The 12,743-nt window shown below is 68.0% G+C and carries 12 protein-coding genes and 1 pseudogene; 6 read left to right on the forward strand and 7 right to left on the reverse strand.

What is annotated here, in order from left to right:
• Positions 1-61 precede the first annotated feature (61 nt).
• Positions 62-1,303 carry a glucose-1-phosphate adenylyltransferase gene (locus QFZ21_RS01490; RefSeq protein WP_307373696.1) on the reverse strand — a complete coding sequence of 414 codons (1,242 nt, stop codon included), beginning with the start codon at positions 1,301-1,303 and terminating at the stop codon, positions 62-64.
• Positions 1,304-1,373: 70 nt separating this feature from the next.
• Between QFZ21_RS01490 and glgA the strand changes: the two genes are divergently transcribed.
• From glgA to QFZ21_RS01505, 3 genes are all read left to right on the forward strand, one after another.
• On the forward strand, positions 1,374-2,558 hold the full coding sequence (glgA, locus tag QFZ21_RS01495) for a glycogen synthase (RefSeq protein ID WP_307373699.1): 1,185 nt from the start codon (positions 1,374-1,376) through the stop codon (positions 2,556-2,558).
• Between the two features lie 17 nt (positions 2,559-2,575).
• Positions 2,576-3,361: an ABC transporter ATP-binding protein gene (locus tag QFZ21_RS01500; protein ID WP_307373703.1), complete on the forward strand. Its 786-nt coding sequence runs from the start codon at positions 2,576-2,578 to the stop codon at positions 3,359-3,361.
• A gap of 110 nt (positions 3,362-3,471) precedes the next feature.
• Positions 3,472-3,735 carry a type B 50S ribosomal protein L31 gene (locus tag QFZ21_RS01505; protein WP_307373706.1) on the forward strand — a complete coding sequence of 88 codons (264 nt, stop codon included), beginning with the start codon at positions 3,472-3,474 and terminating at the stop codon, positions 3,733-3,735.
• Positions 3,736-3,799: 64 nt separating this feature from the next.
• Here the strand turns inward: QFZ21_RS01505 and QFZ21_RS01510 are convergent, their stop codons facing one another.
• From QFZ21_RS01510 to QFZ21_RS01525, 4 genes and pseudogenes are all read right to left on the reverse strand, one after another.
• A complete protein-coding gene (locus QFZ21_RS01510) occupies positions 3,800-4,084 on the reverse strand; it encodes a hypothetical protein (protein ID WP_307373710.1) in 285 nt (94 codons plus the stop codon).
• 56 nt (positions 4,085-4,140) lie between these two features.
• Positions 4,141-4,872 (reverse strand): hypothetical protein, encoded by a 732-nt coding sequence (locus tag QFZ21_RS01515; RefSeq protein WP_307373713.1) that lies wholly within the window; start codon positions 4,870-4,872, stop codon positions 4,141-4,143.
• A gap of 109 nt (positions 4,873-4,981) precedes the next feature.
• Positions 4,982-5,395 (reverse strand): annotated as a pseudogene (locus tag QFZ21_RS01520) (alpha/beta fold hydrolase); the annotation flags it as partial.
• A complete protein-coding gene (locus QFZ21_RS01525; RefSeq protein ID WP_307373716.1) occupies positions 5,395-7,398 on the reverse strand; it encodes a DUF262 domain-containing protein in 2,004 nt (667 codons plus the stop codon). The pseudogene QFZ21_RS01520 and the gene QFZ21_RS01525, both read right to left, overlap by 1 nt.
• A gap of 176 nt (positions 7,399-7,574) precedes the next feature.
• Here QFZ21_RS01525 and QFZ21_RS01530 point away from each other — a divergent pair, with 176 nt between their 5' ends.
• Together QFZ21_RS01530 and QFZ21_RS01535 are read left to right on the forward strand one after the other, a co-directional pair.
• Entirely contained in the window at positions 7,575-8,348 is a 774-nt protein-coding gene (locus tag QFZ21_RS01530) for a hypothetical protein (protein WP_307373718.1), read from the forward strand.
• A gap of 212 nt (positions 8,349-8,560) precedes the next feature.
• Positions 8,561-9,064, forward strand: coding sequence for a DUF3145 domain-containing protein (locus QFZ21_RS01535; protein ID WP_307373720.1), 504 nt, complete (start codon positions 8,561-8,563; stop codon positions 9,062-9,064).
• A 135-nt stretch (positions 9,065-9,199) separates the two neighbouring features.
• Here QFZ21_RS01535 and QFZ21_RS01540 read toward each other — a convergent pair whose 3' ends face one another.
• A complete protein-coding gene (locus QFZ21_RS01540; RefSeq protein ID WP_307373723.1) occupies positions 9,200-10,603 on the reverse strand; it encodes a PLP-dependent aminotransferase family protein in 1,404 nt (467 codons plus the stop codon).
• 95 nt (positions 10,604-10,698) lie between these two features.
• Here QFZ21_RS01540 and QFZ21_RS01545 point away from each other — a divergent pair, with 95 nt between their 5' ends.
• Positions 10,699-11,355, forward strand: coding sequence for a YitT family protein (locus QFZ21_RS01545; RefSeq protein ID WP_307373725.1), 657 nt, complete (start codon positions 10,699-10,701; stop codon positions 11,353-11,355).
• A gap of 74 nt (positions 11,356-11,429) precedes the next feature.
• On the opposite strand, the gene QFZ21_RS01550 is transcribed toward QFZ21_RS01545, so the two are convergent.
• On the reverse strand, positions 11,430-12,668 hold the full coding sequence (locus QFZ21_RS01550) for a beta-ketoacyl synthase (protein ID WP_307373727.1): 1,239 nt from the start codon (positions 12,666-12,668) through the stop codon (positions 11,430-11,432).
• Positions 12,669-12,743: the final 75 nt, after the last annotated feature.

Here is a 12,743-nt window from a genome sequence, read left to right on the forward strand (position 1 = left end):
ATCGAGCCTACCGACCAGCGGTGTGGTCGTTGCGCCGCGTGACTCGTCCGCGTCCGACGCCTCAGCGCTCGATGAAGATGCCCTTGCCGACCACGGTGATCCCCGACTCGGTCACCGTGAAGCCGCGGGCGAGGTCCCGCTCCCGATCTACGCCGACGGTCGCACCATCGGCCAGCACCACGTTCTTGTCGAGGATCGCCCGATGCACCCGGGCGCCCTGACCCAGCCGCACGTGATCGAAGACGACCGAGTCGGTGATGGTCGAGCCGCCTCCGGCGAGCGTCCACGGACCCACGACACTGCGTTCCAGGTGGGTGCCGGAGAGCACGGATCCGAGCGAGACGATCGAGTCGATGGCGTTGCCGATGCGACCGACCGAGTCGCGCACGAACTTCGCGGGCGGCGAGTTCACCGCCTGGGAGTGGATCGGCCACTCCATGTTGTAGAGGTTGAAGATCGGCAGCGTCGAGATCAGGTCGCGGTGGGCGTCGAAGAAGGAGTCGATCGTCCCCACATCGCGCCAATAGGACCGGTCGCGCGGCGAGGATCCGGGGACCTCGTTCTGCTTCATGTCGTAGTAGCCGGCCTCGCCGCGGTCGACGAAGTAGGGCACGATGTCGCCGCCCATGTCGTGTCCGGAGGTGGGCGACTCGCCGTCGGCCTCCACGGCGGCGATCAGCGCGTCCGTATCGAAGATGTAGTTACCCATCGAGGCCAGCACCTCGTGCGGCGAATCCTCGAGGCCGGCGATGTCGGTCGGCTTCTCGAGGAACTGCTTGATCCGGCCGGATTCCGCATCGGCGTCGATCACGCCGAACTGCGATGCCAGGGCCAGCGGCTGGCGGATGCCGGCGACCGTCGCCTTCGCACCGGAGGCGATGTGGGCGTCGAGCATCTGCCGGAAGTCCATGCGGTACACGTGATCCGCACCGATGACGACGACGATGTCGGGCTTCTCGTCGTTGATCAGGTTCATGCTCTGCAGGATCGCGTCGGCGGATCCCGAGAACCAGCGCTTGCCGAGCCGCTGCTGCGCCGGCACCGACGCGACATAGGAGTCGAGGAGTGCCGACATCCGCCAGGTCTGGGAGATGTGGCGGTCGAGACTGTGGGACTTGTACTGCGTGAGCACGACGACCTGTCTCAGGCCCGAGTTGATCAGGTTGGAGATCGCGAAATCGATCAACCGGTACTGCCCGCCGAAGGGCACAGCCGGTTTGGCGCGATCAGCCGTGAGGGGCATGAGTCGCTTGCCCTCGCCTCCGGCGAGGATGATCCCGAAGATCTTCTTTGGAGCGGACATGGCTCAACCATAGATGCCACGAAGCTCACCTCACTAGCGTCTGGACAAGTGAGTCACTAGCGTCTAAAGCATGCGAGTCGAGATGATCACGAAGGAATACCCGCCGGAGATCTATGGCGGGGCCGGTGTGCACGTCGCGGAGCTCGTCACGGCGCTGCGTCAGAGCATCGAGGTCAGGGTGCGAGCCTTCGGCGCTGAGCGCACGGAGGAGGGGACCTTCTCCTATCGTGCACCCGCCGAGCTCGCTGACGCGAACGCGGCGCTGCAGACCCTGGGCACGGATCTCGAGATCGTCTCGGCGATCGCCGACGCCGACATCGTGCACAGCCACACCTGGTACGCCAACTTCGCCGGGCACCTCGCCTCCCAGCTGCACGGCATCCCGCACGTGCTCACTGCTCACAGCCTCGAGCCGCTGCGCCCGTGGAAGGCCGAGCAGCTCGGCGGCGGATACGCCGTGTCGAGCGGGATCGAGAAGCTCGCGTACGAGAACGCCGCCGCCGTCATCGCGGTGAGCGCAGGCATGCGCGCCGACATCCTGCGCAGCTATCCGCAGGTGGACCCGGCGAAGGTGCGCGTGATCCACAACGGGATCGATGTGGATCGCTGGCGTCCGGTGCACGATGCCGCCTTCCTGCAGTCCATCGGGATGGACCCTGACCGTCCGTCCGTCGTCTTCGTCGGTCGCATCACCCGCCAGAAGGGTCTGCCGTATCTTCTCCAGGCCGCTCGGCTGCTGCCGCCGGAGGTGCAGCTGGTACTGTGCGCCGGCGCCCCGGACACGCCGGAGATCATGGCCGAGGTGCAGGAGGGCGTGCGTCTCCTGCAGCAGAGTCGTGACGGCGTCATCTGGATCGAGCGGATGCTGCCGCGCGATGAGCTCTCGGCCATCCTCACCGCGGCCACGACGTTCGTGTGCCCGTCGATGTACGAGCCTCTGGGGATCGTGAACCTCGAGGCGATGGCGTGCGGTGCGGCGGTCGTCGGAACTGCGACGGGCGGCATCCCCGAGGTCGTCGCCGACGGCGTCACTGGTCGTCTCGTACCCATCGAGCAGCTGCAGGACGGCACGGGCACGCCCGTCGATGCGGAGCGATGGGTCGCGGATCTCGCGGCCGTGCTCACTGAGGTCGCCATGGATCCGGAGCGGGCACGCGCCTACGGCGAGGCCGGGCGGGAGCGGGCCCGCGACGAGTTCAGCTGGGGTGCGATCGCCGACACCACGCGCGCGCTGTACGCGGAGCTGTCCGACTGAGCCGATAGGCTGGAGACATGTCGATCGCTCTGGAATTCACCGACGTCGTCGTGCGCCGCGAAGGGCGCAACATCGTCGATCACGTGACCTGGCAGGTCGCCGACGATCAGCGGTGGGTGATCCTCGGGCCCAACGGCGCAGGCAAGACCACGCTGCTGCAGCTGGCCGACACGCTGATGCATCCGACGGCCGGAACCGTCACGGTGCTGGGGGAGACCCTGGGCCGCACCGACGTGTTCGAGGTGCGTCCCCGCATCGGGTTCGCCTCGTCGGCGATGGCCAAGCAGGTGCCGCGCGACGAGACCGTCCTCAACACCGTTCTGACGGCTGCGTACTCGGTGCTCGGCCGGTGGAACGAGAGCTACGAGGACATCGACGAGCGCCGTGCCCTCCGGGTACTCGGAGACTGGCGACTCGATCATCTCGCTCAGCGCACGTTCGGAACGCTGAGCGACGGCGAGCAGAAGCGGGTGCAGATCGCGCGGGCCGTCATGACCGACCCCGAACTGCTGGTGCTCGACGAGCCGACGGCGTCCCTCGACCTCGGATCGCGAGAAGAGCTCCTCGCCCTGCTGAGCGGCTATGCGTCGTCTCCGTCGACGCCGGCGATGCTGATGGTCACGCACCACGTCGAAGAGATCCCGGTCGGGTTCACGCATGTGATGCTGCTTCGCGAGGGCCGCGTCGTGTCCGCCGGCCCGATCGCTGAGACGCTCACCGCCGAGGCACTGAGCGAGGCGTTCGGGATGCCGATCACTCTGAGCTCCGACGACGGCCGGTACGCCGCCCGCGCGGCATCCTGAACCGAGTCACGCAGAGTTTAGAACTACTGATAGAATCGATCCTTGGTGCTCACTGCGCCGCAGACTTCCCTCGTCCCTGGCACAATCCAGGGCAGCAACTAAGGAATCCCATGAAGACTGACATTCACCCCACGTACACGGCCGTCGTGTTCCGCGACCTCGGCTCGGGCGAGACGTTCCTCACCCGTTCCACGGTCCCGGTGAACGCGACCAAGACCATCGAGCTGGACGGCGTGGAGTACCCCGTCATCGACGTCGAGATCTCCTCCGCCTCGCACCCGTTCTACACGGGAAAGCAGCGCATCATGGACTCGGCCGGTCGCGTCGAGAAGTTCAACCAGCGCTTCAAGGGCTTCGGCGGCTCGTCCAAGTAACGACCGCTGTCACGAAGGCCCCGCACTCCTCGGAGTGCGGGGCCTTCGTCGTGCCGCGCGACGGTCAGATGTCGATGACGATGCGGTCGCCGCGGATCCTTCCCGGCGGGTCGCCGGGGGACGGGGCCGGTGCCGTGCGCTGCGTCTGGCGGTCGCGCTCCTGGCTCGCCTCGTGCGCGGTCGGCGACCACACACTGTCGAAGACGCCGACCAGACCGCCCGCGGCGGCGTTCTCGTACTTCTCCTCGACCGGCTTCCTCGAGAAGGTTCGCATCATGCCGAAGATCAGGAGGCCGGGCCCCATGGCCAGCACGACGGCCACCGCCGTCCACGCCATGACGTCCTTCATGGGTCCAGCCTAGACACGGCGTCGCCGTGCGGCATCCGCCTTCCGGCGGAGAGCCGTCAGCGGATGCGGCGTTCGTGCGCCAGATCGATCAGTCGCGTCAGCACCGTTCCGGAACGCAACCCGTTGTGCTCGTGCTCGGAGGTGATCCACGCCTCGACTCCGGGCAGCAGTCGTGCCGTCTCGAGCGAGAACTCCAGAGGGACGTAGACGTCGTTCACGTAGACGGCAGCGGCACCCGTCGCGCCCGAGGCGGCGATCGCCTCGGCGTCGTAGATCTCCGGCCACTCGAACTCGGCCAGCTCGAGGGCGACATCGCGCCAGGGCTGGAAGGCCGGCACCGTCTCGGTCCAGTCGCGTCGGATGTGCTCGCCGGTGAAGAGACTCGCATCGTCCCGGAAGTCGGTTGGTTCCGTGCGTTCCGCAGACCACCGCGTCGCCTGCCCGCTCGCGTAGCTCGACTCGTGGAAGGCGAAATACAGCGGGTTGCGGCCGTTGTACGGCATCGCGTGCAGGAGGTCGTGCCGGAAGGCGTTCGACGTCGGGTCCTGCTCGAGAAGGGACCACACGGTCTGCCAGCCGTCGTTCGTCCCGAGGGCGGATCCGACGGAGCGCATCCGGGATCGGGACACGACCTCGCCGTCCGGAAGCACGATGAGCCCGGCATCTGCCAGGTCGACCAGTCGGAGCATGGCGTCGCGATGCTCGGGGAACCGGCGGTAGTAGCGCTCCGATGCCGAACGCATCTTGTCGTAGCACAGGGCATAGACCTCGTCGGGGTGGCGCTCCACGGTGCTGAGCCCGCCGGTGATGAAGACGTCTTCGAGGGGAGCGGGCGTCCGTCGAGAGGTAGGCCAGCGTCGTGAAGCCGCCGAACGACTGTCCGAGCACGGTCCAGGTCGCGGCGCCCAGGTGCTCCCGCAGCGCCTCGCAGTCGCGCACGATGGCGTCGGCGCGCAGGTGCGTGAGGTGCTCGGCGACGACCGATGCGCCCCGGTCGAGATCCGCATCGCCGACCGGTGTGGACCGGCCGGTGCCGCGCTGGTCGATCAGTACCACCCGATAGTGGGCGAGCGCCTCGTCGAGCCACGCCGGCGCCGTCGACGAATGGAAGGGACGGGGAGACTCATGGCCCGGGCCACCCTGGAGGAAGACCAGGTAGGGGAGGGCTTCGCCGCCCTCCCGCGAGACGACCGCGGCGAACACGTCGATCGTCCGAGTGTCGGCGGGATCGCCCCAGACGAGGGGAACGGTGAGCGTGTGCTCCTCGACGGTGAGATCGAGAAGTCGGCGGGTGCGGGTCTCGGCGGTCATCACATCACGTTCCCTATGTAGGAGTACTTGACGAAGACCTCGGCGGCGATGCCGGACTCCTCCAGCACCCCCTGCACGGCGGTCATCATGTAGTGGGAGTCCCAGCCCATGTAGAGGAAGTGGGAGTCGTCGAGCTCGTCCCACTGTCCCTTCCAGGCCATCTCGTCGTAGATCGGACCGCCGTGCTCTGCGCAGTAGGTCAGCGCGGCGCTCCGGGTGTCGGTCCAGGCCCGGCGGAAGACCCGGTTGAAGAGGTACTTGACGTCGGGGACCTCCCAGCGTTCCCCGCGGTACTCGACGTAGTCGAACTCGCGTTCCCAGCCCGCCGGCCAGCCGCGACGGCGGACGGCATCCAGGATGGGGGTCAGGCCGTCGTCGTCGATCTCCGGCAGCGCCGGCCGAGCCCAGATCCGCACGACATCGGTCGTCAGCGCGACCGTGCGCTGCGAGATCGCTGCCGTGCCCCAGCTGTCGGCTCCCGCGAGTGCGCGCGTCGCCGGTACCGAGCTCCGGGCGTAGGCCTCGTCGCGCTTGACGGGGAAGGCCGCTCCGAACACCCGCTCGGTCAGCGGCTGCTCGAGCAGGGTGAGGTTTCCGAGGGTCGGGGCGAGCGCCCGGTGGCTGTTCTGCTCGTCCTCGGTGTAGTCGCTCCACGGCCGCAGTCCGTCTCCCGACCAGGTGTCGCCGGGGGCTGTGGGAACGACGTGTTCGACATCGTAGGCATCGAGGTCGTCGACGCCTTCCAGTCGTCCGAGCACGTAGGCGGCATGGGGGAGCTCGGCGTACTTCAGCACCGCGCTCACGCGCTCATCGGACGGAGTGATCCTCGCGAAGGCGCGGGCCAGCGAGTCGCGCCCGCCCGTTCGGGCTCGGCACAGCCGGGCGATCAGACGCTCGCCCGGGAGATTCACCAGGGTGCGCCGCAGATGCAGCGCCTGGATCCATTCCAGGGTCTCGATCAACTCGTCCCGGTCGATGACGCCCCGCGCATGGTCGCTGTAGGCGCTCATCACGAGCGGGTAGGAGGAACGGCCGAACGTGTTCACGTAGCGCAGTGGCCGCGCGAGCTCGGCATCCGGCTCCCGCGAGGGATCGAGCAGGATGCCGTAGATCTCGGCGAAGTGCCGCCAGTTCTCGGCGTCGCTCTGCAGCTGCGCCAGATCGACGCGGGGGAACGACCGGCGGAACGCGCTGTACACGCCGTGCTCGCCGTTCGCTGCGAGCTCCCGACCGGTGACCAGCACGAGGTAGTGCCGCCAGAAGGCCCCGATCGCCTCACCGGTGTGCTGCTCTATGGGGATCCAGTAGCACGACTCGACGTCGACCTGCTCGGCGTGGGTCAGACCCATCAGGATGTAGTTGTGGATGAGCTCGTGATCGCGCAGCGGCTCGCCCGTGGAGTTCAGGCTCTCGAAGATCTGCTGCGCGTTCGCTTCGGCGCCGAGGGTGATCGAGACGTGCTCGAGTCGCCGCAGCCCCTGCCAGATTCGCGGCACCTCGTCGACGTGGATCTGGCTGCGGAAGAAGGCGTAGTTGTCGTCGAAGCGGGATTCGCGGTCGGCGTCGCCGCGGCGGTCCAGCACCACCGATTCGTACAGCTCCGCCCAGGCGTCGTGCGGACGGAGCTTCGTGCGATCGGGCGCGTCCTGCCGCACCAGTACCCGTTCCAGCTCGGCCGCGGTGACCGGATCGGTCTCCCGGACGGCGTGGTGGAGCGATGCCACCAGCAGCATCAGGGTGGTGATGCGCTGCTGTCCGTCGATCAGGATGAGGTCGGCGTCGCCAGACGGGCCGTCTTCGGCCGAGAGGATCGACCCGATGAAGTGGCGGTGGGACTCGTCTTCGCGAGCCACCGCGCGGATGTCGGCGAGCAGCCGCTCGCACCCTCCGATGTCCCAGCGGTACTGGCGCTGATACACCGGGACGACGATGCTCTTCGACCCCGCCGCGAGCCATTCGATCGTGTTGACTGCTGTCGCCTCGACGTTGGTCGCGGTGCTCATGCTGGTGTCTCGTCCTCCCGTAGCGCCGGGCGCCGTGGACTCGCCGGGCGCCCGATCCAGTCTATTCGGTTATGCACGGCCGACCTCAGGGGAGCTCGCGATCGTCGCTGTTAGGCTTGCCTTATCAGGGCCTGTTAAAACGTGCTGGCCCCCGATGAAAGGATCTGACTCAGATCATGGGATACATCAAGTCCGCTGCCCTCGAGGAAAAAGGATTCGTCGTCCTCGACAGCTACAACCAGGAGCTCGACCCCAAGGAGTGGCTCGACATCGAGTACAACGACTGGAAGTCGTCGGGTGACACCCGCTTCGCTCCTCTCGCCAGTGCCTTCGGTGACATCGAGTGCAACGGCTTCTGGAACCACAAGCCGCCGCGCACCGATAAGGACGGCGTCTGGATCGACTCGCAGACCGAGAAGGCTCCGAACCTGACCCGTCGCGCGCAGGAGCCGGGCGCCAACGTCGGCCGCTGCCGCGTCATCGAGTTGCAGCCGACGCCCTACGGCGAGTGCCTCTACAACCTGCACCAGGACGACAACAACCGTCTGAACCCCGACGGGACCGGCTGGGTCGTCCGCGGATTCTTCAACCTGACGGATGACAAGGACAGCTACTTCGTCCTCCGCGAGAACCGCACCGACCCGAGCATCGAGTACCGCATCGCCCTTCCGGCCGGAGCGCAGCTCATCGTCGACACGCAGCGCCTCTGGCACGCCGCCACGCACAACGGCGACGAGCCCCGCTACTGCCTGATCACGTCGTGGACCTCGGGTCCTGAGCTCGACGCGTACATCGAGAAGTACAACGGCACGGATGACGTTCCCAACTACGAGGTCGCGCAGGATGTCCTCGAGGCAGGGTACGCCGAGCAGGCCCGCAAGGATGCCGCTCGCGCCGCCTACTACGCCGCGAAGGGTCAGCAGGTCAAGCAGGCGATGAGCGAGGCCTGAGCCTCCTCCTGGGGCGCTGAGCCTCCTCCTGGGTCGCTGAGCCTGTCGAAGCGACGAAGGCCCCGGTCGGGAAGACCGGGGCCTTCTTTGTGTGAACTACACGCTTGTGATTTCGGGGCAGGTAAGCGAGAATGAGCCCATAACCGCATATTCTCGCCACTCACGTTGGTTCAGGTCGTTGGGGAAGACGCACCTGATGAAACGGAGAGATCATGGCGACGGCTTACGCACGCGGAGTGGTGTTCATCCACTCTGCGCCTCGCGCGCTCTGCCCGCACCTGGAATGGGCGGTAGGGCGCGCTATCGGGCGCGCAGTGAACTTCGACTGGACCGCGCAGCCAGTCCTCGACGGCGCCCGCCGCGCGGAGTTCTACTGGGATGGCCCGGTCGGCACCGGGGCGGCTCTTGCGACCGCGATCCGCGGGTGGGAGCACCTGCGGTTCGAGGTCACCGAGGATCCGATACCCGGCAGTGACGGCGGCCGCTGGCTGCACACGCCCGACCTCGGCATCCACTACGCGCAGACGGATGCCGCCGGCAACATCGTCGTCGGCGAGGATCGCATCCGCTACGCGATGGAGATCGCCGCGGGGAGCGCGGTCGAGCTGCAGCGCGAGCTGGACGTCGCCCTCGGCTCGGCCTGGGACGAGGAGCTCGAGCCGTTCCGCCATGCCAGCGATGACGCACGCGTCGTCTGGCTGCACAAGGTCGGATGACCGACCCACGAAGCCTGGAGCGCGGAGGCGTGAGTATCGGATGCCGGTGATCCATCCCGGACGCTGAGAAGACGTATCCCGCTCCACACGACGAGGACCCCGCCCCGCAGAGGGACGGGGTCCTCGTCGCGATGATCAGATGACGGCGGCGCGCGGCAGCTCCTCGCGGTCTGTGATCTCGCCATCGCGCACGTCCGACCAGGCGAGCCGCAGTCTCTCCATCGCCGCCTTCGTCCGATCGGGCGGGAGGGTGATAGGGATCCGCAGTCGCCGTTCGAGGACGCCACCGGTGGCGAATCTCGGGCCTGGCGGCAGAATCAGTCGGTGCTCGCGTGCCGCCAGCGAGAGTCGGGTCGACACGGGTGCCCCCAGATCAACCCAGGCGGAGAGGCCGCCGTGCGTCTGCGGCATCCGTACTCCCTCGATGCGTGCGAGGCCCTCTGCGACGGCCGCCCGCCCGGCATCGAGGCGCGCGCGCACGTGCGCGGCGAGGGCGGGCATCTCGGTGAGGAGTTCGACGGCGATGCACTGTTCGAGGAGGGCGGTGCCGAGTTCGAAGGATGGCCGCACCGCGAGCAGACGGGCGATCAGTGGACGCTCGGCGCGGATCCAGCCGATTCGCATGCCGCCCCACGCGATCTTCGACATGGAGCCGATGGTGACGACGTGCGGCCCGAACGCGGCCATCGGGCGCGGAGACCATCCGCGATCGATGTCGAGCTCTGCGGTCGTCTCGTCGACGATGAGATACGTACCGGTGTTCTGCGCCGTCGCAGCGATGAGCGAACGCTCGGAATTCGTCAGCGTGGCACCGGTGGGATTGTGGAAGTCGGGGATCAGGTACGCGATATGCGGGCGGCTCTGCAGCAGCAGCTCGGTGAGGTGAGCCGTGTCCCATCCCTGCACGTCGACCGGTGTGGGCAGCGTGCGGTACCCGTACCGGCGGATCGCCTCCAGTGCGTGCGGGAAGGTGGGTTGTTCGACGACGGCGCGCTCTCCGCGTCGGCCGATCGTCGCGAGCACCAGATTGAGAGCGCTCAGCGCCCCGGAGGTGATGATGATCTCCTCCGCATCGGTGGCGACGCCACGCTCTGTGAAGCGCCGGGCGACGGCGTCGCGCAGTTCCGGGAGGCCGCGCAGCGAGTACCCGCTCGTCCCGCGCAGGGCGGCCAGCCGCGGCAGGGCGCGGACGGTGGCGTCGTACAGCCCCGGTGTGGAGTCCATGGAGGCGATGGAGAGATCGATCGCGGAATCGTCCTCGTCCATCTGCGGCGAGACGTGGTCGTGGGGGAGCGCGACCCGCGTGCCCCCGCCCTGTCTGCGCGAGACATAGCCGTCGACCTCGAGGAGGTCGTAGGCCCGGGTCATCGTCGATCGCGACCGGCGTAGCTCGAGGGCGAGGGAACGCTCGCTGGGGAGTCGTTCGCCGACCGTGAGGCGTCCGTCGAGGATGAGGGCGCGGATCTGTCCCGCCAGAGCCGCTGCGGTCGCGCCGGCCGCGCTCCGGGCGCCGAGCTGATCCACCAATCGTGAGGTCACCACTCCAGGATGCCGCAAACTGGCCTGATATCAGCAGACCACTTTTCGGAGAGTGGCCTTCTCTGTGCGGAGGCGGGATACAGCACCATGGAGAGATGAACCTCCGTTCCGCGATCCTCCCTGTCACCGCCACGAGTCGCCGCGACCTCGTCGAGCGCCTGGTGCAGCTGATCGTCGGGCTGGTCCTCTACGGTGTCGCGCTGGGGTTGATGGTGCGCGGCGGGATCGGAGTCGCGCCCTGGGACGTGCTGTCACTGGGTATCGCGACGCAGACCGGCCTCGGATACGGAGCCGTCACGAACCTCGTGGCCGTCGTCGTGCTGCTCCTCTGGATTCCGCTCCGACAGCGGGTGGGCATCGGAACGCTGCTCAACGCGCTCCTGATCGGGCCGAGTGCGGACCTCACGCTGCTCGTCGTTCCCGATCCGCCCTCGATCTGGGTCGGCGCACCGATGTTCGTCGTCGGTCTGGTGCTTCTCGCATTCGCGACCGGTCTGTACATCGCTGCGAGCTTCGGGCCGGGGCCGCGGGACGGGCTGATGACCGGGCTCGTGCGGCGCACCGGCTGGCGGGTGTGGATCGTGCGCACACTGATCGAGGGCAGCGTGCTGCTCATCGGCTTCCTGCTCGGTGGACCGGTGGGCGTCGGCACGGTGCTGTTCGCACTCGGCGTCGGCCCTCTGGTCGGCTGGTTCCTGCCGCGCATCACCCGCATCCGTGCGGAACGCTCGCGCCGACTCGCGCCCGTGTGACAGCCCTGAGCAGGTGCCGCGACACGAGAAGAGGCTTCGGGAGAATCTCCCGAAGCCCCTTCTGTTCCGAGCTGTCAGTCGGCGTTGGCGAACACGGCGACGGCGTTGTGGCCGCCGAAGCCGAAGGAGTTGCTGATCGCGATCTGCGGACCGTCGCCGAGCGGCGTCGCCTCACCGGACAGGCGGAACGGCACGGCGGGGTCGGGCTCGGTCATGTTGATCGTCGGAGGCGCCACACGATCGCGCAGTGCGAGCAGCGAGAAGATCGCCTCGAGTGCACCGGTACCGCCGAGGAGGTGGCCGGTCGATGCCTTGGTCGCGGAGACCGGGATCTCGCCGAGTCGGTCGCCGAAGACCTTCTTGAGTGCCACATACTCGTTCGGGTCGCCGACCGGGGTCGACGTCGCGTGTGCGTTGATGTGCGTGACCTGCTCGGGGGTGACGCCGGCCTCTTCGAGTGCCTGGGTCACCGCGCGGGCCGCGCCGGTGCCCTCGGGGTCATTGCCGGTGATGTGGTACGCGTCGGCGGTCACGCCGCCGCCGAGCACGTAGCCGTAGATCTTCGCGCCGCGAGCCTTGGCGTGCTCCTCGGTCTCGAGGATGAGGGCTGCAGCTCCCTCGCCCATGACGAAGCCGTCGCGGTCGATCGCTCCGGGACGCGAGGCGTGCGCCGGGTCGTCGTTGCGTCGTGACAGTGCCTGCGCGGAGGCGAACGACGCCATGGTGATGGGGTGGATCGCGGATTCGGTGCCACCGGCGATCACGACGTCGGCGAGCCCGTCCTGCAGGTGGTGGAAGGCGTGGATGATCGACTCGGTGCTCGAGGCGCAGGCGCTCACCACGGTCTGCGCGTAGGCGCGGGCGTGGAACTGGAGAGAGAGGTTGCCGGCCGCCGCGTTGGGCATCAGCATCGGCACGGTGAGGGGCATCACGCGTCGCGGGCCCTTCTCACGCAGGGTGTCCCAGGCGTCGAGCAGGGTCCAGAGGCCGCCGATGCCGGTCGCGAAGTCGACGCCGAGCCGCTCGGGGTCCACCTCGGGAGATCCGGCATCCTCCCACGCCTCGCGCGCGGCGATCAGCGCGAACTGCGACGAGGGGTCGAGGCGCTTGGCCTCATGCCGCGGGAGCACCTCTTCCGGTCGCACCATCGCCTCTGCGGCGAACGTCACGGGAAGGCCGTACTGCTCGACCCAGTCGTGCTCGAGAGTGCGGGTCCCGGACACGCCTGCGAGCAGGTTGGTCCAGTTGTCCGGGGCGGTCCCGCCGATGGCGGACGTGGCGCCGATGCCGGTGACGACGATGCGCTTGGTCATGGTGTGGTTCCTTGTCGGGCGGGGTCGAGCGGAGTTCGGGCAAGGCAGAGGATGCCACGCCCCGCGGAGGCGGGG

The organism is Microbacterium sp. W4I20 (assembly GCF_030816505.1).
In the GTDB taxonomy this organism is placed as follows: domain Bacteria; phylum Actinomycetota; class Actinomycetes; order Actinomycetales; family Microbacteriaceae; genus Microbacterium.

Bases quoted from the DNA above. Each gene is read 5' to 3' on its own strand.
- QFZ21_RS01490 (WP_307373696.1), bottom strand. From the start codon at position 1,303: ATGTCCGCTCCAAAGAAGATCTTCGGGATCATCCTCGCCGGAGGCGAG.
- glgA (WP_307373699.1), top strand. From the start codon at position 1,374: ATGCGAGTCGAGATGATCACGAAGGAATACCCGCCGGAGATCTATGGC.
- QFZ21_RS01500 (WP_307373703.1), top strand. From the start codon at position 2,576: ATGTCGATCGCTCTGGAATTCACCGACGTCGTCGTGCGCCGCGAAGGG.
- QFZ21_RS01505 (WP_307373706.1), top strand. From the start codon at position 3,472: ATGAAGACTGACATTCACCCCACGTACACGGCCGTCGTGTTCCGCGAC.
- QFZ21_RS01510 (WP_307373710.1), bottom strand. From the start codon at position 4,084: ATGAAGGACGTCATGGCGTGGACGGCGGTGGCCGTCGTGCTGGCCATG.
- QFZ21_RS01525 (WP_307373716.1), bottom strand. From the start codon at position 7,398: ATGAGCACCGCGACCAACGTCGAGGCGACAGCAGTCAACACGATCGAA.
- QFZ21_RS01530 (WP_307373718.1), top strand. From the start codon at position 7,575: ATGGGATACATCAAGTCCGCTGCCCTCGAGGAAAAAGGATTCGTCGTC.
- QFZ21_RS01535 (WP_307373720.1), top strand. From the start codon at position 8,561: ATGGCGACGGCTTACGCACGCGGAGTGGTGTTCATCCACTCTGCGCCT.
- QFZ21_RS01545 (WP_307373725.1), top strand. From the start codon at position 10,699: ATGAACCTCCGTTCCGCGATCCTCCCTGTCACCGCCACGAGTCGCCGC.
- QFZ21_RS01550 (WP_307373727.1), bottom strand. From the start codon at position 12,668: ATGACCAAGCGCATCGTCGTCACCGGCATCGGCGCCACGTCCGCCATC.